Source organism: Pseudomonas sp. ASL8 (genome assembly GCF_056680355.1).
Window position 1 is genome coordinate 1,303,716 of record NZ_CM155278.1, and the last position, 18,770, is coordinate 1,322,485.

Annotated in this window: 16 protein-coding genes and 1 pseudogene; 9 read left to right on the forward strand and 8 right to left on the reverse strand. The window is 60.3% G+C overall.

What is annotated here, in order from left to right:
- Positions 1 to 19: 19 nt before the first annotated feature.
- The 5 genes and pseudogenes from AC1MEA_RS05805 to hutG form a co-directional block, all read left to right on the forward strand.
- Positions 20 to 229, forward strand: a pseudogene (locus AC1MEA_RS05805) (cytosine permease); the annotation flags it as partial.
- A 335-nt stretch (positions 230 to 564) separates the two neighbouring features.
- Positions 565 to 2,103 (forward strand): histidine ammonia-lyase, encoded by a 1,539-nt coding sequence (hutH, locus tag AC1MEA_RS05810; protein ID WP_480917087.1) that lies wholly within the window; start codon positions 565 to 567, stop codon positions 2,101 to 2,103.
- 104 nt (positions 2,104 to 2,207) lie between these two features.
- Positions 2,208 to 3,626, forward strand: coding sequence for an amino acid permease (locus AC1MEA_RS05815; RefSeq protein WP_219063611.1), 1,419 nt, complete (start codon positions 2,208 to 2,210; stop codon positions 3,624 to 3,626).
- Positions 3,627 to 3,641: 15 nt separating this feature from the next.
- Positions 3,642 to 4,847 carry an imidazolonepropionase gene (gene hutI, locus AC1MEA_RS05820; RefSeq protein WP_480917088.1) on the forward strand — a complete coding sequence of 402 codons (1,206 nt, stop codon included), beginning with the start codon at positions 3,642 to 3,644 and terminating at the stop codon, positions 4,845 to 4,847.
- 16 nt (positions 4,848 to 4,863) lie between these two features.
- Entirely contained in the window at positions 4,864 to 5,667 is an 804-nt protein-coding gene (gene hutG / locus AC1MEA_RS05825; protein WP_480917089.1) for an N-formylglutamate deformylase, read from the forward strand.
- A 29-nt stretch (positions 5,668 to 5,696) separates the two neighbouring features.
- On the opposite strand, the gene AC1MEA_RS05830 is transcribed toward hutG, so the two are convergent.
- The gene (locus AC1MEA_RS05830; RefSeq protein ID WP_480917090.1) at positions 5,697 to 7,973 is read right to left on the reverse strand and encodes a heavy metal translocating P-type ATPase; all 2,277 of its coding nucleotides are present in this window, start codon (positions 7,971 to 7,973) and stop codon (positions 5,697 to 5,699) included.
- Between the two features lie 83 nt (positions 7,974 to 8,056).
- Here AC1MEA_RS05830 and cadR point away from each other — a divergent pair, with 83 nt between their 5' ends.
- Positions 8,057 to 8,503, forward strand: coding sequence for a Cd(II)/Pb(II)-responsive transcriptional regulator (gene cadR, locus AC1MEA_RS05835; RefSeq protein WP_480917091.1), 447 nt, complete (start codon positions 8,057 to 8,059; stop codon positions 8,501 to 8,503).
- A gap of 98 nt (positions 8,504 to 8,601) precedes the next feature.
- Here cadR and AC1MEA_RS05840 read toward each other — a convergent pair whose 3' ends face one another.
- Genes AC1MEA_RS05840 through AC1MEA_RS05850 form a run of 3 tightly spaced genes read right to left on the reverse strand, consistent with a single transcriptional unit; the run spans position 8,602 to position 11,259 of the window.
- Positions 8,602 to 9,573 (reverse strand): thymidylate synthase, encoded by a 972-nt coding sequence (locus AC1MEA_RS05840; protein WP_480917092.1) that lies wholly within the window; start codon positions 9,571 to 9,573, stop codon positions 8,602 to 8,604.
- 51 nt (positions 9,574 to 9,624) lie between these two features.
- Positions 9,625 to 10,437 (reverse strand): prolipoprotein diacylglyceryl transferase, encoded by an 813-nt coding sequence (gene lgt / locus AC1MEA_RS05845; protein WP_219063616.1) that lies wholly within the window; start codon positions 10,435 to 10,437, stop codon positions 9,625 to 9,627.
- 36 nt (positions 10,438 to 10,473) lie between these two features.
- The gene (locus tag AC1MEA_RS05850; RefSeq protein WP_219063617.1) at positions 10,474 to 11,259 is read right to left on the reverse strand and encodes a sulfite exporter TauE/SafE family protein; all 786 of its coding nucleotides are present in this window, start codon (positions 11,257 to 11,259) and stop codon (positions 10,474 to 10,476) included.
- A gap of 116 nt (positions 11,260 to 11,375) precedes the next feature.
- Here AC1MEA_RS05850 and AC1MEA_RS05855 point away from each other — a divergent pair, with 116 nt between their 5' ends.
- Complete coding sequence (locus AC1MEA_RS05855; protein ID WP_480917093.1) at positions 11,376 to 12,122, forward strand: NRDE family protein; 747 nt, start codon at positions 11,376 to 11,378, stop codon at positions 12,120 to 12,122.
- A 105-nt stretch (positions 12,123 to 12,227) separates the two neighbouring features.
- Here the strand turns inward: AC1MEA_RS05855 and ptsP are convergent, their stop codons facing one another.
- Complete coding sequence (gene ptsP / locus AC1MEA_RS05860; RefSeq protein ID WP_219063619.1) at positions 12,228 to 14,507, reverse strand: phosphoenolpyruvate--protein phosphotransferase; 2,280 nt, start codon at positions 14,505 to 14,507, stop codon at positions 12,228 to 12,230.
- A 22-nt stretch (positions 14,508 to 14,529) separates the two neighbouring features.
- Complete coding sequence (locus AC1MEA_RS05865) at positions 14,530 to 15,009, reverse strand: RNA pyrophosphohydrolase (protein WP_219063620.1); 480 nt, start codon at positions 15,007 to 15,009, stop codon at positions 14,530 to 14,532.
- Positions 15,010 to 15,151: 142 nt separating this feature from the next.
- Between AC1MEA_RS05865 and AC1MEA_RS05870 the strand changes: the two genes are divergently transcribed.
- On the forward strand, positions 15,152 to 15,808 hold the full coding sequence (locus tag AC1MEA_RS05870; RefSeq protein ID WP_480917094.1) for a histidinol-phosphatase: 657 nt from the start codon (positions 15,152 to 15,154) through the stop codon (positions 15,806 to 15,808).
- Between the two features lie 111 nt (positions 15,809 to 15,919).
- Here AC1MEA_RS05870 and AC1MEA_RS05875 read toward each other — a convergent pair whose 3' ends face one another.
- Complete coding sequence (locus AC1MEA_RS05875) at positions 15,920 to 16,348, reverse strand: DUF2269 family protein (RefSeq protein ID WP_480917095.1); 429 nt, start codon at positions 16,346 to 16,348, stop codon at positions 15,920 to 15,922.
- A 63-nt stretch (positions 16,349 to 16,411) separates the two neighbouring features.
- Positions 16,412 to 17,926 carry a threonine ammonia-lyase, biosynthetic gene (gene ilvA, locus AC1MEA_RS05880; RefSeq protein ID WP_480918104.1) on the reverse strand — a complete coding sequence of 505 codons (1,515 nt, stop codon included), beginning with the start codon at positions 17,924 to 17,926 and terminating at the stop codon, positions 16,412 to 16,414.
- A gap of 147 nt (positions 17,927 to 18,073) precedes the next feature.
- On the opposite strand from ilvA, the gene rpiA reads away from it, so the two are divergent.
- Entirely contained in the window at positions 18,074 to 18,745 is a 672-nt protein-coding gene (gene rpiA / locus AC1MEA_RS05885; RefSeq protein ID WP_219063623.1) for a ribose-5-phosphate isomerase RpiA, read from the forward strand.
- Positions 18,746 to 18,770: the final 25 nt, after the last annotated feature.

An 18,770-nucleotide genomic window follows, 5' to 3' on the forward strand; every position in this document is an offset into this window, starting at 1 on the left:
CCCCCATAGAGGTGGTCGCATGGCTGTTCCCACTGAGCGTGTTGCAAACACATCAATGATCGAAAGGCGTTCGATCGATTACATCCCCGACGGGGAAAGACATGGTCGTCTGTTCAGTCAATTTACGTTGTGGTTGGGTGCCAACCTGCAAATCACTGCGATTGTCACCGGGGCATTGGCCGTGGTGCTGGGCGATACCGATATATCCTGGATCATTGGTCTGGTGGTGCCTGCCGTCGCGTACTACCTGATCGCCAAAAAATGGCACAGCGCGATTCCAGATCGCCTGATTTTGCCGGTAGACAACGACATGACCGAAGGAATGCCATCGGATTTGCGATCCCTGGCCGCACTGAACTGACGGTCGCCAATGCACTCGTTAGTGGGAGAGACCGTGAACACTGAAGCGCGGCGATCCTCAAGAACAATGAATACCTACAGCCGATGTTCGCGAACTTAGTGTGAACACCGCCTTTCCAAGATAGCCGATGCACACGCCCACAAGGCCCAGCCGACAAGCGTTGGCTTCAAGCAGCCGGCATTAATCAACACCCACAAGGGAGTATGAATGTGACTGAGTTAAACCTGACCCCCGGCCAACTGTCCCTGGCGCAACTGCGAGCGATTTACCACCACCCGGTAACCCTTCGCCTGCATGAAAGTGCCTCGCAACAAATTGAAAACAGCGTGGCCTGCGTCGAGCAGATCCTCGCCGAGAACCGTACCGCCTACGGTATCAACACCGGTTTCGGTCTTTTGGCGTCGACGCGCATTGCCAGCGAAGACCTGGAAAACCTCCAGCGCTCGCTGGTGCTGTCCCACGCAGCCGGGGTCGGCCAGCCGATCAGCGATGAACTGGTTCGCCTGATCATGGTGCTCAAGGTCAACAGCCTGAGCCGTGGTTTCTCGGGCATTCGCCGTCAGGTGATCGACGCCTTGATCGCGCTGATCAACGCCGAGGTTTACCCTCACATTCCGCTCAAAGGCTCGGTCGGCGCATCCGGTGACCTCGCGCCATTGGCGCACATGTCCCTGGTATTGCTCGGCGAAGGCAAAGCCCGTCATAAAGGCGAATGGCTGCAAGCGACTGACGCCCTGGCCATCGCCGGTCTGAAACCCCTGACCCTGGCGGCCAAGGAAGGCCTGGCACTGCTCAACGGCACCCAGGTCTCCACTGCGTTTGCCCTGCGTGGCCTGTTCGAAGGCGAAGACCTGTTCGCCGCCGCGCTGTCTTGTGGCTCTTTGACGGTCGAAGCGGTGCTGGGTTCGCGCGCGCCGTTCGATGCCCGGATTCATGCCGCTCGCGGTCAACGCGGACAAATCGACGCCGCCGCCTGCTACCGCGACCTGTTGGGCGAAAGCAGCCAGATCTCCAACTCCCACATCGACTGCGACAAGGTTCAAGACCCGTACTCGCTGCGCTGCCAGCCGCAAGTCATGGGCGCATGCCTGACCCAACTGCGTCAGGCCGCAGAAGTGTTGGCTATAGAATCCAACGCTGTTTCCGACAACCCGCTGGTGTTCGCCGCTGAAGGCGAAGTGATCTCGGGCGGTAACTTCCACGCTGAACCGGTCGCCATGGCGGCGGATAACCTGGCCCTGGCCCTGGCGGAAATCGGCGCCCTCAGCGAGCGTCGCATCTCATTGATGATGGACAAGCACATGTCGCAACTGCCGCCGTTCCTGGTGGCCAATGGCGGCGTGAACTCCGGTTTCATGATCGCGCAGGTGACTGCCGCCGCGTTGGCCAGCGAGAACAAGGCATTGGCCCACCCGCACAGCGTCGACAGCATCCCGACCTCTGCCAACCAGGAAGACCATGTGTCCATGGCCCCCGCTGCCGGCAAGCGTCTGTGGGAAATGGCTGAGAACGTTCGAGGCATTCTCGCCGTAGAATGGCTAGCGGCCTGTCAGGGTCTGGATTTCCGCGATGGCCTGAAAACCTCGCCCAAACTCGAACAAGCACGCGCCGCTCTGCGCAGCAAAGTGCCGTTCTACGATAAGGACCGCTTCTTCGCACCGGACATCGAAGCCGCCAGCCAATTGCTGGCATCCAACTGCTTGAACACGCTGGTGCCCGCCGATCTGTTGCCAAGCCTGTAAATCACTGCCGAACCTGGACGGGTTCGTTATGGGAGAAGTGCTGCGAACCCGGAGGCCGGGATTCGCACCACTTCTCGCCATACAACAAAAATAAGGGATGCGATATGAAGCAACACCCAACCGGCCTGACGCGTGGACTCTCCGCTCGGCACATTCGATTCATGGCCCTTGGCTCAGCCATCGGCACCGGCTTGTTCTACGGTTCCGCGTCAGCGATCCAGATGGCGGGTCCAGCCGTGTTGCTGGCCTATCTGATCGGTGGCGCAGCGGTGTTCATGGTCATGCGCGCCCTCGGCGAAATGGCCGTGCATAACCCTGTCTCTGGCTCGTTCGGCCAATACGCCAGCACGTATCTCGGGCCCATGGCAGGCTTTGTCCTGGGCTGGACCTACGCCTTTGAAATGATCATCGTTTGCCTCGCCGACGTGACCGCATTCGGTATTTACATGGGGTTCTGGTTCCCCGATGTGCCGCGCTGGATCTGGGTGCTGAGCATCGTATTCCTGATCGGCGCGCTCAATCTGTGCAGCGTCAAAGTCTTCGGCGAAACAGAGTTCTGGCTGTCACTGCTCAAGGTCAGCGCCATCGTCGCGATGATCCTCGGCGGCCTGGGCATCATGCTGTTTGGCATCAGCTCGTCCGGCGCCTCCACGCCTGAAACAGTCGCTGGCATCAGTAATCTCTGGGCTCATGGCGGCTTCATGCCCAACGGGATCGGCGGCCTGATCGCCTCGTTCGCGGTGGTGATGTTTGCCTTCGGCGGCATCGAAATCATCGGTATCACGGCCGGCGAAGCCAAAGACCCGCAACACGTGATCCCCCGTGCGATCAATGCCGTGCCATTGCGCATTCTGTTGTTCTACGTGCTGACGCTGTTCGTGCTGATGTCGATCTACCCTTGGCCACAGATCGGCACCCAAGGCAGTCCGTTCGTACAGATTTTCGACAAGTTGGGCATTTCCTCGGCCGCGACCATTCTCAATATCGTGGTGATTTCAGCTGCGGTATCGGCGATCAACAGCGACATTTTCGGCGCCGGACGCATGATGTATGGCCTCGCCGAACAAGGCCAGGCGCCAAAAAGCTTTGCCCGACTGTCGCGTCAGGGCGTGCCATGGATGAGCGTGCTGGTCATGGGCGCATCCCTGCTCGGCGGCGTGGTCCTCAACTATGTGATCCCGGAAAACGTGTTCCTCATAATCGCGTCCATCGCGACGTTCGCCACGGTCTGGGTCTGGCTGATGATCCTGTTTACGCAGGTCGCCATGCGTCGTTCAATGGACAGCAAAGAGGTCGCGCAACTGAAGTTTCCCGTGCCGTTCTGGCCCTATGCTCCAGCCGCCGCAATCGTGTTCATGCTGTTCATTTTTGGCGTGCTGGGCTACTTCCCGGACAGCCGCGCGGCACTGATCGTTGGCGCGGTATGGATCGTGCTGCTGGTGATTGCCTACAGGATCTGGGTCAAACCGGGCACACCGAAGCCGCGATTAGTGTCCGAACCTTCTCCTTTCTCACCTCACTGACCTCGGAGGCCGTAGATGAAAACGCTCTGGCAACACTGTCACGTTGCGACCATGGCGCAAGGTAAGTACTCGATCATCGAGGAGGCCGCGATCGTGACGTCAGGCGAGCACATCGAGTGGATCGGCCCGCAGGCTGAACGACCCACGCACGACTACGCCAGCGTCGTCGACCTGGGCGGTGCCTGGGTCACGCCCGGACTGATCGACTGTCACACGCACACGGTTTTTGGCGGTAACCGCAGCGGCGAGTTCGAGCAGCGCTTGCAAGGTGTGAGCTACGCAGAGATCGCGGCGGCCGGTGGCGGCATCGCCAGCACCGTGCGCGCCACCCGTGCCGCCAGCGAAGATCAACTCTTCGCCAGTGCAGAGCAGCGGCTCAAGCGCTTGCTCAGCGACGGTGTGACCACGGTGGAAATCAAATCCGGCTACGGCCTGGACCTGGCCAGCGAACGCAAGATTCTGCGGGTGATCCGTCGGCTGGGTGCCGTGCTCCCGGTCACGGTGCGCAGTACGTGCCTGGCCGCCCACGCCTTGCCGCCGGAATACGCCAATCGCGCTGACGACTACATCGACCATATCTGCCACGAGATGTTGCCAGCACTGGCGGCGGAAGGTCTGGTGGACGCGGTGGATGCGTTCTGCGAGTACCTGGCGTTCTCGCCCGCGCAGGTTGAGCAGGTGTTTATCACTGCGACTCAATTGGACCTGCCGGTAAAACTGCATGCCGAGCAGCTGTCATCGCTGGGCGGCTCCAGCCTCGCGGCGCGCTATCACGCGTTATCGGCGGACCATCTGGAGTTCATGACCGAAGACGATGCCCTCGCCATGGCGGCGTCTGGCACCGTCGCAGTGCTGCTGCCGGGGGCCTTTTACTTTCTACGGGAAACCCAATTGCCACCCATGGACGCGCTGCGTAAACACGGGGTCAACATCGCGATAGCCACCGACCTGAACCCCGGCACCTCGCCGGCCCTGTCGTTACGCTTGATGCTGAACATGGCGTGTACGCTGTTCCGCATGACCCCGGAAGAAGCCCTGGCGGGCGTCACCCTCAACGCGGCTAAAGCGCTGGGGCTGGGCGATACCCATGGTTCGCTGGAAGTGGGCAAAATTGCCGACTTCGTGGCGTGGAAGATTGAACAGCCAGCGGACCTGGCTTACTGGCTGGGCGGCGATCTGGACAAGCGGATCGTGCGTCACGGCGTTGAATCACTGGTTTGATACTCAGGAGGTAGGTGTGAATAAGGTTCTGGATTTCAAACGCGGCCGGCTGCCCTTACTGATCAGCATGCCCCACGCCGGATTGCGCCTGACCCCGACGGTCGAGGCTGGCCTGGTGGACGCAGCGCAAAGCCTGCCAGACACCGACTGGCACATCCCGCAGCTGTATGATTTCGCCAGTGAACTGGGGGCCAGCACCCTGGCGGCCGAGTATTCGCGTTTCGTCATCGACCTCAATCGCCCGGCCGATGACACGCCGTTGTATGCCGGCGCGACCACAGGGCTGTTCCCGGCGACCCTGTTTGACGGCTCACCACTGTTCCGCGAAGGCCTGGCACCCAGCGCTGAAGAGCGCGCCCGCTATCTGGCGCTGATCTGGACCCCGTATCACCAAAGGTTGCAGCACGAACTGGCGCGGCTGCGTGACGAATTCGGCTATGCGCTGCTGTTCGATGCGCATTCCATTCGGGGCGAGATTGCGCACCTGTTTGAAGGCCGCCTGCCGGACTTCAACCTCGGTACGTTCAACGGCGCCAGCTGCAGCACAACGCTGGCCCTCGAGCTGGAAGCGGTCTGCGCATCAGCCACCGATTACACCCATGTTCTCAACGGACGCTTCAAGGGCGGCCACATCACCCGCCATTACGGTGACCCCGCGAACAACATCCATGCCGTGCAGCTGGAGCTGGTGCAAAGCACCTACATGGAAGAGTTCGAACCCTTCAACTACCGTCCGGACCTGGCCGAGCCCACACAAGAGGTGCTGCAAAACCTGCTGCAAACGGTGATCGATTGGGGACAGAAGCGCTACCCAGGCTGATACCGCGAAAGCCTCATGTCAGGCGACCGCTACTTCCTGAGCAACCGCAACCCGTTGAACACCACCAGCAAACTGACGCCCATGTCGGCAAACACAGCCATCCACATGGTTGCCATGCCGGCGAAGGTGACGATCAGGAACACCGCCTTGATCACCAGCGCGAGAATAATGTTCTGCTTGAGAATCGCCGACGTCTGACGTGACAGGCGAATAAAAGCCGGAATCTTGCGCAGATCGTCGTCCATCAAGGCGACATCGGCGGTTTCGATTGCAGTGTCCGTCCCCGCCGCCGCCATCGCAAAACCAATCTCGGCGCGGGCCAGGGCTGGCGCATCGTTGATGCCGTCTCCGACCATGCCCACGCGATGGCCCTGCGCATAAAGTGCTTCGATGGCCTGCAGTTTGTCAGTTGGCAACAGATTGCCCTGCGCCTGATCGATGCCGACCACATCAGCAATCGCCTTCGCGGTATGCGGGTTGTCGCCGGTCAGCATCATGGTTTTGATGCCCAGCGCGTGCAATTCGCGAATCGCCTCACGGCTGCTTTCCTTGACCGTATCGGCAACCGCGAACAGCGCTATCGGGCCGAGTGAATCACACAGCAGCACCACGGATTTCCCCTGGCGCTCCAATGCGTCGAGCTTTAGCTCAAGCTCCGGCGAACACAGGCCAAGCTCTTCCACCAACCTGTGGTTACCCAAGTGATAAAGCTGACCGCCCACCTCACCGCGCACACCGCGCCCGGCCAGGGCTTCGAACGCCTGGACCTCATGCAGGGTCAATTGCTGCTCAGCCGAGGCTTTGGCAATGGCCTGCGACACAGGGTGGTCGGAGCGGCTGGCCAGACTGGCCGCGATGCTCCGCGTGATGTCGCTGATCCCCGGGGCATCGGGGCCTAACGCCAGGTAGTCCGTCTGCACGGGCTTGCCGTGGGTAATGGTCCCGGTTTTATCCAGCGCCAGGTAATCGAGCTTGTGCCCGTTTTCCAGGTATACGCCGCCCTTGACCAGAATGCCTTTGCGCGCAGCTGCCGCCAGCCCGCTGACGATGGTCACCGGGGTGGAAATCACTAGCGCACAAGGGCAAGCGACCACCAACAGCACCAGCGCACGGTAGATCCAGTCGAACCAGACAGCGCCCATCACTAGCGGAGGGATCAGAGCCACGGCCAAGGCCAGCAGGAAGACCGCCGGGGTGTAGATTTTGGAGAAGCTGTCGACAAACCGCTGAGTCGGCGCGCGCGAACCTTGAGCCGCTTCGACCGCATGAATGATCCGCGCCAGCGTTGAGTCATTCGCCGCAGCCGTCACCCGATACTCCAGCGAGCCTGCCTGATTGATGGTGCCCGCGAAGACTTTGTCCCCAGCGGCTTTTTCTACCGGCAGGCTTTCCCCGGTGATCGGTGCCTGGTCGATGGTCGAGTTGCCCGAGACCACTTCACCGTCCAGCCCGATTCGCTCGCCCGGCCGCACGCGCAACAGCGCGCCCAACTCGACGGTTTTCACCTCTTGCTTGAGCCATGTACCGTCGGCTTGCTGCACGGTGGCCGACTCGGGGGTCAGCTGCATCAAGCCACCGATGGCGTTACGTGCCCGATCCAGAGACTTGGCTTCGATCAACTCAGCCACGGTGAACAGGAACATCACCATGGCCGCTTCCGGCCATTGACCGATCAACACTGCACCGGTCACGGCGATGCTCATCAACGCATTGATGTTCAGGTTGAAGTTTTTCAGGGCAATCCAGCCCCTTTTGTAGGTGCTCAGGCCGCCACTCAAGATCGCGACCAACGCCACCAGCGCTACCACCCAGTTGGGTGCCAGTTGGGCAAAATGGATCACTTCAGACGCCAACGCCGCCACGCCCGATAAAGCCAGCGGCCACCACGGTTTTTTCACCGGCGCAGGAGCAGTCGCATCGGCACTGGCGCCCTTCTCAACCGGCTCGGCGTGCATGCCCAGCGAGCTGATCGCTTCGCAGATCGGGTCGGTAGACGGCAACTCATGCCAGACGCCCAGCAAACGGTTGATCAAGTTGAACTCAAGCTTGTGCACCCCCGCCAGCTTGCCCAGCTTGTTCTGGATCAGGGTCTGCTCGGTCGGGCAATCCATTTGCTCGATGCGGAAGCTGCTGAACTGCGCCGAGGACGCAGTGGATTCGCTGAACTGGACGACCGCAGGCGCAGCGGCTGACGAACAACAGGTGTGTGCATGATCAACTGCCGCATGGGGCTTGGCGTGGTGATGTTCAGAATGGTCGTGTTCGGAGTGGCTGTGTTCGGAATGCGGATGTTCAGAGCGGCTCATCATCGAGTCCTTGAAGGTGCTTGTTGCCAAGTGAACACCCTGTAGCCACTATAGGGTCAAGCACGTAAACGAGATTAATCCCCATGAAGATTGGCGAGCTGGCGAAACTGACGGATTGCCAGGTAGAAACCATCCGCTATTACGAACGCGAAGGCCTGCTGCCGCCGCCCGCACGCAGCGATGGTAACTATCGGGTCTACACCCAGGCGCATGTCGAACGACTGACGTTCATCCGCAACTGCCGCAGCCTGGACATGACCCTCGAAGAAATTCGCAGCCTGCTAAGCCTGCGCGACAGCCCGCAAGACCAGTGCGAGAGCGTCAATGCGCTCATCGACGAGCACATCCAGCACGTCAACGCCCGGGTGGCGAGCCTGCAAGCGTTGCAGGCGCAGCTATTGGAACTGCGTCAGCGCTGCATCGATGGCACCTTGGAGCATTGCGGGATCTTGCAGCAGCTGGAAGCCAGCGGAGGGGTTGTGGCGGCAGAGAGTGAACACTCTCATGTGGGAAGAAGCCACGGTCATTGATCGCGGCGCTTCAAGGCACACCGCGTCGAGACATTCACGAATGAGTTCACTCCCACAAAGATCTCGAAAATCCTGTGGGAGCGATCAGGCACAACGCATCACACCGCCATCGGTGCCGTCATCGCCGGATGGTGCTCGTACCCTTCCAGCGTAAAGTCGCCTGGCTCGATCAGCTCCAGCCACTCAGGCTGATACACACCGGTCTGGGCGAACGCGGGGACACGTTCCGAGATCACCAGTTGCGGCGCCGGGAATGGCTCGCGCTTGAGCTGCTCGTTGAGCATGTCCAGGTGGTTTTCATAGACGTGGGCATCACCGATGAAATAGGTGAACCAGCGCGGCGTGTAGCCGGTCAGGCGACCGATCAACGACAGCAAGGCCGCGCCTTCGGTCAGGTTGAACGGCGTACCCAGCCCGAGATCGTTGGAGCGGATGTACAGCGTCAGGGAGATCTCGCGAGTCTCCTGGTTCGGGTGGAACTGGTAGAGCAGGTGGCACGGCGGCAGCGCCATTTCATCGAGCTGAGCGCAGTTCCAGCCGTGGAACAGAATCCGGCGACTGCCTGGGTCTTTGATGATGGTGTCGACGCACTGGCGAATCTGGTCGATGGCCTTGTACAGCACGACGTAGGGCTGGCCGTCTTCTTCGGACTGAGCGATCTGCTGATAACCCTGACTGATTGCCAGTTCGATGGCCGCAGGGTTGCTGCTCTCAATCCTTTTGTAGGCTGGCCATTTGCGCCACTGCACACCGTAGATTTCGCCCAGATCGTCTTCGCCCTTACGGAACGGATTGTCCAGCCACTGCGCGTTTTCGTTGGCGTTCTGGTCCCAGACCTTGCAGCCCAGCGCGCGGAATTCGGCGGCGTTGTTCACACCACGCAGGAAACCAACCATTTCGCCGACAGCCGATTTGAAGGCCATGCGCCGGGTGGTGATCGCCGGGAAACCTTCCTTCAGGTCATAACGCAACATCGCGCCGGGGAAACTGATGGTTTTCACCCCGGTACGGTTGGCCTGCAAGGTCCCGTTCTTGATCACATGGGCGACTAAATCCAGATATTGCTTCATAAATTACCTGTATCGGTGAACACGCCGGGCAGTAACCCCGGCGTTTCAGTGTTAAACCGCAGCGTTTTTGGCCGAGGGAGCGCGGTGATAAGCCAGCCAGATCAACAACAGGCCACCGATTATCATCGGCAGGCTAAGGATCTGACCCATGGTGACCCAGCCCCAGGCCAGGTAGCCAAGCTGCGCATCCGGCACGCGGACGAATTCGACGACAAAGCGGAAAATCCCGTAAAACAGGGCGAACATCCCCGAAACGGCCATCGTTGGGCGTGGTTTACGCGAGAACAGCCAGAGAATCAGGAACAGCGCCACGCCTTCCAGGGCGAACTGATACAGCTGCGACGGATGACGCGCCAACTGCGCCGGATCGCTGAATGGCGGGAAGACCATCGCCCACGGCACATCGGTCGGCTTGCCCCACAACTCGGCGTTGATGAAGTTGCCAATGCGCCCGGCGCCCAAACCAATCGGCACCATGGGTGCGATGAAATCCATCAGTTCGAAGAACGACTTGCCGTTGCGTTTGCCGAACCACCAGGCCGCCAGCATCACGCCGATAAACCCGCCGTGGAACGCCATGCCGCCTTTCCAGACTTCGAAAATCAACAGTGGATTGGCGATATACGCGCTCAAATCGTAGAACAGTACGTAACCCAGTCGGCCACCGACGATCACACCCATGGCGAGCCAAAAGATCAGATCGGAGAGCTTTTCCTTGGTCCAGGTCGGGTCGAAACGGTTCATGCGGCGTGAAGCGAGCAACCAGGCACCGCCAATACCAACCAGGTACATCAAGCCGTACCAATGGATTTTCAGCGGGCCAATGGCCAATGCAACCGGATCAATCTGCGGGTAAGGCAGCATTGCGACTCCTCAAATAAAACGCTCTAGTCACTAGAGCTACTGAACCAGAAAGCTTATACCCACGCACAGCAGCAGCGTGGCGAACATTCGTTTCAACAAGCGTGGCGACAGTTTATGCGCCAGCCGGGCGCCGAAGCGCGCAAAAATCATACTGGTCAAGGCGATGCCCAGCAGCGCCGGCAAGTAAATGAAGCCCAGGCTGTGCGCAGGCAGCCTCGCGTCATGCCAGCCCAGGACCATGAAGCTCAAGGCGCTGGCCACCGCAATCGGGAAGCCACAGGCCGACGAGGTTGCCACTGCCTGCTGCATCGGCACGCTGCGCCAGATAAGAAACGGCACGGTCAGCGAGCCGCCACCGATGCCGAAGATGGCCGAGGCCCAGCCGAGAACAGTGCCCGCGAGTGTCAGACCCACCTTGCCCGGCACGCCGCGACTGGCCTTGGGCTTGAACTCGGCAAGTAACTGCAACGCCACCAACACGGCGAACACGCCAATGATCTTTTGCAGGTGCGGGCCGGCGATGGCTTTCGCCGTCAGCGCGCCAAACCCAGCACCCACGAGAATACCCACGGTCATCCAGATAAAAATCGGCCAACGCACCGCACCGAGACGGTGATGCTCTCGCACCGCGTTGATTGAGGTAAAAATGATGGTTGCCAGCGATGTGCCAACGGCCAGGTGGGTCAATATCGACGGATCGAAGCCTTGCAACGTGAAACTGTAGACCAGCACCGGAACGATGATGATCCCGCCACCCACACCAAACAGCCCCGCCAGCACGCCGGCACCAGCGCCCAACAGCAAATAGAGCAGGAATTCCATGGGTGTCCCTCAAATCAGTCCGGCATGGTAACGGAAGCACGGCACTCAGCTCTAGCGGCGAGCGATGTGATGTACGCTTGATCCGTAAGGTAGAGTGACGAAAAAAGGAGTCCCGCATGTGCCTGATTGTCTTCGCCTGGCGCCCTGCCCACCGACAGCCATTGATCGTCGCCGCCAACCGCGATGAGTTCTATGCCCGCCCGACTCAGCCGCTGGCCCAGTGGCCTGAGGCACCCGGCGTGTATGCCGGCCGCGACCTTGAGGCTGGCGGGACCTGGCTGGGCATTGGCGCTCACGGACGCTTTGCCGCCTTGACCAATATCCGCAATCCGAATCAGCCGCTGGGGCGTCGTTCTCGCGGCGAGCTGGTGGCGCAATTTTTGTGTGGCGAACAATCGATGGAGGACTATCTGGCCGAAGTGGTGGGCCGCTCCGATGAATATGCAGGCTTCAATCTGTTGCTCGGGAATGCCGAAGCGCTGTATTACCTGAACGCCGTGAATCCGCACCCGCAACGCCTGGAAGAAGGCGTCTATGGCGTGTCGAACGCGAGTCTGGATACGCCGTGGCCGAAACTACAGAAAGCCAAGGCCGCCCTCGTCGCGCAACTGGATGACCCGCAGCCGTCGGGGCTTCTGACCTTGCTGCGGGATCCGGCGACAGCGCCGTTCGCTGACTTGCCCGATACCGGCGTGGGCCTGGCCACCGAGAGTTTACTGTCGAGCGTATTCATCGCCAGTCCCAGCTACGGCACCCGCGCCAGCAGCGCGCTGATCGTCAACGCCGACGGCAGCCGCCATTTCATCGAGCACAGCTTCGGACCCTATGGCGGGCACTTGGGTGAGGTTGAGTTGCGGGTTTGAATCTTTGATGTCGAGACTGACGCCATCGCGGCGGGACGCGTAGTTGCAAGCGCGCTCCTGTAGGAGCGGGCTTGCCCGCGATGGCTGAGTGTCAGACGCTGAAGGTCAGTGCCCTTTCACCGAAGCCGGGTTGATCATCCGCGATAGGCCCAGGTTTTTCAGGGCCAGTTGCAGGGAGCTGTGGATCACTTGCGGGTTGTCGATGGTCATCAACTGCGCCAGCAATTCCTTGGCTTTGCTCAGGTTGATCTGACGCAACATCCACTTCACTTTCGGCAGGTTGGTGGCGTTCATCGACAGGCTGTCGAAGCCCATCGCCATCAACAGCACGGCCGCAGCCGGGTCACCCGCCATTTCACCGCAGATGCTGACCGGCTTGCCTTCGGCGTGGGCATCGCGCACTACATTTTGCAGGGCTTGCAGCACGGCCGGGTGCAGATAGTCATACAGGTCGGCTACACGCGGGTTGTTGCGGTCGACCGCCAACAAATATTGAGTCAAGTCGTTGGAGCCCACTGACAGGAAGTCCACCTGACGCGCCAGTTCGCGCGTCTGGTAAACCGCTGCCGGGATTTCGATCATCACGCCAATCGGCGGCATCGGCACGTCGGTGCCTTCGTCGCGCACTTCACCCCAGGCGCGGTGGATCAGGTGCAGCGCCTCTTCCAGCTCATGGGTGCCCGAAATCATGGGCAGCAGGATTTTCAGGTTGTTCAAGCCTTCACTGGCCTTGAGCATCGCCCGGGTCTGCACCAGGAAGATTTCCGGGTGATCGAGGGTGACGCGAATCCCGCGCCAGCCGAGAAACGGGTTGTCTTCCTTGATCGGGAAGTACGAGAGCGATTTGTCGCCACCGATGTCCAGGCTGCGCATGGTGACCGGCAGCGGATGAAAGGCCGCCAGTTGTTCGCGATAAATCGCCAGTTGTTCTTTTTCGCTCGGGAAGCGCTGATTGATCATGAACGGCACTTCGGTGCGGTACAGGCCCACCCCTTCGGCGCCACGCTGCTGAGCACGGGCGACATCGGCCAGCAGGCCGGTGTTGACCCACAATGGCATGCGATGCCCGTCCAGGGTCACACACGGCAGCTCACGCAGGGCATCGAGGCCCTGGGACAGTTGCCGTTCTTCTTCAACCACCTCAGCGTACTGCTTGCGCATGATCTCGCTGGGGTTGGTGAAGACTTCGCCGTGGTAGCCGTCGACGATCAACTGAATGCCATCGACCTTGGAGTACGGCAGATCAACCACGCCCATGACCGTGGGAATACCCATGGCCCGAGCCAGAATCGCGACGTGGGAGTTGCCGGAGCCGAGTACCGAGATCAGGCCGACCAGCTTGCCTTCCGGCACTTCGCCGAGCATGGCCGGTGACAGCTCTTCGCTGACCAGAATAGTGTTATCGGGGTAGACCAGCGTCTGCTGGCGCGCCTCCTGGAGATAGGCCAACAGGCGGCGACCCAGGTCTTTGACGTCGGACGCGCGCTCACGCAGGTAAGCGTCGTCCATCAATTCGAAACGTTTGACGTGCTCGCTGACCACTTGGCGCAACGCGCCCTGTGCCCACTGCCCGGTCTTGATCACGTCGGTCACTTCGCTGCCCAGCGAAGCGTCGTCGAGCATCATCAAGTAAACATCGAACAGTGCGCGCTCTTCGGGGCGCAACTGGGTGGCGAGCTTGGCCGACAGCGAGCGCATGTCGCCGCGCACGCCTTCCAGGGCATTCTGGAACAGGGCCAGTTCGGCCTTGATGTCGCTGACGGTTTTGTCCGGCACGACTTCAAGATCAGCCGGCGGCAGCATGACGAAAGCCGTCCCCACCGCTGCGCCCGGCGAACCCGGCACACCGACGAATCGGGCTTCCTGAATGCCTTTGCCCTGACGGCCCAGCCCACGGATCGAACCGGTGGCCTCAGCGTGGGCGATAACCCCCGCCAACTGGGCGCTCATGGTCACGAGGAAGGCTTCTTCGCCCTCGTCGAACTGACGCCGCTCCTTTTGCTGGATGACCAATACGCCGACCACACGACGGTGGTGGATGATCGGCGCACCCAGGAAGGACGCGTAGCGCTCTTCGCCCGTCTCGGCAAAGTAGCGATAACGCGGGTGATCAGCAGCGTTTTCGAGGTTCAGCGGCTCTTCGCGGGTGCCCACGAGGCCAACCAGGCCTTCGTTGGGCGCCATGCTGACCTTGCCGATAGAGCGCTTGTTCAGGCCCTCGGTAGCCATCAACACGAAGCGGTTGGATTCAGGATCGAGCAAATAGACCGAGCAGACTTGGCTGCCCATGGCCTCTTTGACGCGTAACACAATAATCCCCAACGCCGCCTTGAGATCCTTGGCGGAGTTAACTTCCTGGACGATCTTGCGCAGCGTATTGAGCATGGCTCGGGGTCGAACTCCGTCGTCAGTCGCGCGCTAGCAGGCGCGGGGCAAGCTCTTTAAGGGCGCGTCGATACACCTCGCGCTTGAATGTCACCACCTGGCCCAACGGATACCAATAACTGACCCAACGCCAGCCATCAAATTCCGGTTTACCGGTCAAATCCATCCGCACCCGCTGCTCGTTGGAGATCAGGCGCAGGAGAAACCACTTCTGTTTCTGGCCGATGCACAGCGGTTGACTGTGGGTACGGACCAAACGTTGCGGCAAACGATAACGCAACCAGCCCCGGGTGCAGGCGAGAATTTGCACATCATGCCGTTCCAGCCCGACTTCTTCATTCAATTCGCGGTACAAAGCGTCTTCCGGCGTCTCCTGAGGGTTGATTCCACCTTGAGGAAACTGCCAGGCATCTTGGTTGATTCGCCGAGCCCATAAGACCTGGCCAGCATCATTTGTCAGAATAATCCCGACATTAGGGCGAAAACCATCGGGGTCGATCACGGCAACAACCTCGTAAACGCATGTTGCCGCATTGTTCCACAAAGATTATGAAAGCAGCAACGAGGCTGCGCAGCTTATGTGCACTCTTGTGAAAACGCCGTATTCTGGTGGCCTTTTTTCAGCTATTTCAGTGAGTAACTCCATGCGCCTGGCTTTATTCGACCTTGATAACACACTTCTGGGTGGTGACAGCGACCACGCTTGGGGCGATTACCTGTGCGAGCGCGGCATTCTTGACGCCATCGCCTACAAGGCGCGCAACGACGCGTTTTACCAGGATTACCTGGCGGGCACCCTGAACCTGAACGATTACCTGAACTTCAGCCTGGAAATCCTCGGCCGTACCGAGATGGCCCAGCTGGATCAATGGCACCGCGAGTTCATGCGCGACTGCATTGAGCCGATCATTCTGCCCAAAGCCGAAGCGTTGCTGGCCAAACACCGTGAAGCAGGCGACAAACTGGTGGTAATCACCGCGACCAACCGCTTTGTCACGGCGCCGATAGTGACGCGCCTCGGTGTGGATACCCTGCTTGCCACCGAATGCGAAATCATTGATGGTCGCTACAGCGGCCGCACCATCCATATACCCTGCTTTCGTGAAGGCAAAGTGACGCGCCTGAACCTATGGCTTGAGGAAACCGGCTTAAACCTGGAAGACAGCTATTTCTACAGCGACTCGATGAACGATCTGCCACTGCTGGAAAAAGTCGCCAACCCGGTGGCGGTCGACCCTGACTCACAACTGCGCGCCGAAGCCACAAGTCGCGGCTGGCCGGTGATTACGTTACGGAAGTGAGATCCGGACGCCATCGCGGGCAAACCCGCTCCTACAGTAGATCGCATTCCATTGTAGGAGCGTGGGGAACGCCCAGTCATTGCCCGCGATAAGGTCCGAAGGAGCTTCCAGCTAAACCGGCTTGGCGCCCATCAACCCTGCTATCGCGATAAAACACACGCCGCTGAACACGGCGAGTGCGACGGTGAGTTTCGGGTTACCTGTTGCCCCCGGTACGCGCAGGCGGTTCAGTCTCACCAGCAGCCACAACCAGCTCAGGCTGCCGAACAGATACAGCACCTCTGCGGTCAACAGCCAGGTCTGACTGAGCGGCCAACCACCGTAATGCACCAGCCACCAGCCGCTAACGGGCAAGGTCAGCAGGCACACGCCCATCAAGGCCCAGACGAGCACCCAAGGCCGTTGCAACGTACGGTTCTGGACCAGTGTGTCGCCCGCAAAACGGCCGCGAATGACCCAGCCCGCAAGCCCCAGGGCACTGAGTACAAACAGCACCGTTGCCACGCTGTGCACGATTTTTAGGGCGGTGAAAATTCCCATATTCTTTAAATCCCTGTCAGATCATTTTCGTCAGCGTAGCAGCGCGCCCTTCATCCCAGCGCTTTATCCCAGGAAGAGTTTGTACGCAGGGTTATCCGTTTCATCCCAGTACGGGTAACCAATCTCGGCCAGCGCAGCAGGGATCAGATGACGCTCCGCTTCCGGCACCACCAGCCCCGCCATGACCCGGCCATCCGCCGCGCCGTGGTTGCGGTAGTGGAACATCGAGATATTCCACTGGCCGCCGAGCTTGTTCAGGAAGTTGAACAGCGCGCCGGGGCGTTCGGGGAATTCGAAGCGGAACACCACTTCATCGCTGACCCGCGCCGCGTGGCCGCCGACCATGTGCCGAATGTGCAGCTTCGCCAGTTCGTTATGGGTCAGGTCCAGCACCGGGAAGCCCTGTTCGGTCAGGCTGCTGAGCAGCGCGGCGCGCGGGTCGTTTTCCGGGTGGGTCTGCACGCCGACGAAGATGTGCGCTTCACGATCGGTGTGATAGCGGTAGTTGAATTCGGTGATCTGGCGTTTACCGATGGCTTTGCAGAAGGCTTTGAAGCTGCCCGGCTTCTCGGGAATGGTCACCGCGATGATCGCTTCGCGGCCTTCGCCCAGTTCGGCGCGTTCGGCGACGTGGCGCAGGCGGTCGAAGTTGACGTTCGCCCCGGAGTCGATGGCCACCAGGGTCTGGCCGCTGACGCCGTACAGCTCGACGTACTTCTTGATCCCGGCCACGCCCAGTGCGCCGGCAGGTTCAGTGATCGAGCGGGTGTCGTCGTAGATGTCCTTGATCGCCGCACAGATTTCATCGGTGCTGACGGTGATCACGTCGTCGACGTAATCCTTGCAGACATCAAAGGTGTGCTTGCCGATCTGCGCCACCGCCACGCCGTCCGCAAATAGCCCGACCTGACTCAGCACCACGCGCTCGCCTGCGGCCATGGCCGCTTGCAGGCAGTTGGAGTCATCCGGCTCGACGCCGATCACCTTGATCTCCGGGCGCAGGTATTTCACGTACGCGGCGATGCCCGCGATCAAACCGCCACCGCCCACCGGGACAAAAATCGCGTCCAGAGGGCCCGGATGCTGACGCAGGATCTCCATCGCCACGGTGCCTTGGCCGGCAATGGTGTCCGGGTCGTCATACGGGTGGACGTAGACGTAGCCTTTCTCTTCGACCAGTTTCAGGGAAAACGCCAGCGCCTCGGGGAACGAATCGCCGTGCAACACCACCTTACCGCCGCGTGAACGCACGCCTTCGACCTTGATCTCGGGGGTGGTTTTGGGCATGACGATGGTGGCCTTGACCCCCAACACCTTGGCCGCCAGCGCCAGCCCCTGCGCGTGATTGCCGGCCGACGCGGTGACCACACCCTTGGCCCGTTCGGCTTCGCTCAGTTGCGTCAGCTTGTTGTAAGCGCCGCGAATCTTGAACGAGAACACCGGCTGCAAGTCTTCGCGCTTGAGCAATACCTGATTGCCGAGGCGCTCGGACAGCTGGCGGGCCTGCTGCAAGGGGGTTTCAACGGCCACGTCGTAGACGCGCGAGGTGAGGATTTTCTTGACGTACTGTTCAAGCATCGGGAAAGCATCACTGGCGAATGGGGACGAGGTCGCGAAGTTTAACCCAGCGCTCAAATACACGCCCACACGAATGACAGGGTTTTACGCCTGCCATGCCGCTATAATGCGCGTCCTTTTGCACACCTTTGGCACCGTGGAGCACGCATGACCCAGGATCAACTCAAACAGGCCGTGGCCCAAGCCGCTGTCGACTTCATCCTTCCAAAACTCAACGACAAGAGCGTTGTGGGTGTGGGTACAGGCTCCACGGCCAACTGCTTCATCGATGCGCTGGCCAAACACAAGGGCGCATTCGACGGTGCTGTCGCCAGTTCCGAAGCCACTGCGGCGCGCCTCAAGGGCCACGGCATTCCGGTGTATGAACTGAATACCGTCAGCGACCTGGAGTTTTACATCGACGGTGCTGACGAAGCCGATGAGCACCTGCACCTGATCAAAGGCGGCGGCGCTGCGTTGACCCGGGAAAAAATCGTTGCGGCCGTGGCCCAGACCTTCATCTGCATCGCCGATGGCAGCAAGCTGGTGTCCGTGTTGGGCGCCTTCCCGCTGCCCGTCGAAGTGATCCCGATGGCGCGCAGCCATGTGGCCCGTCAGTTGGTGAAACTGGGCGGCGATCCGGTGTATCGCGAAGGCGTGGTGACCGACAACGGCAACATCATCCTCGACGTATTCAACCTGAACATCACCGACCCGGTGGAGCTGGAAACCCGGATCAACGCCATCGTCGGCGTGGTCACCAACGGTTTGTTCGCGGCTCGCCCGGCTGACTTGTTGCTGCTCGGTACTGCGCAAGGCGTGAAAACCCTGAAGCGCTGACAGTGCCTGCAGGGGCTGTGTCAGC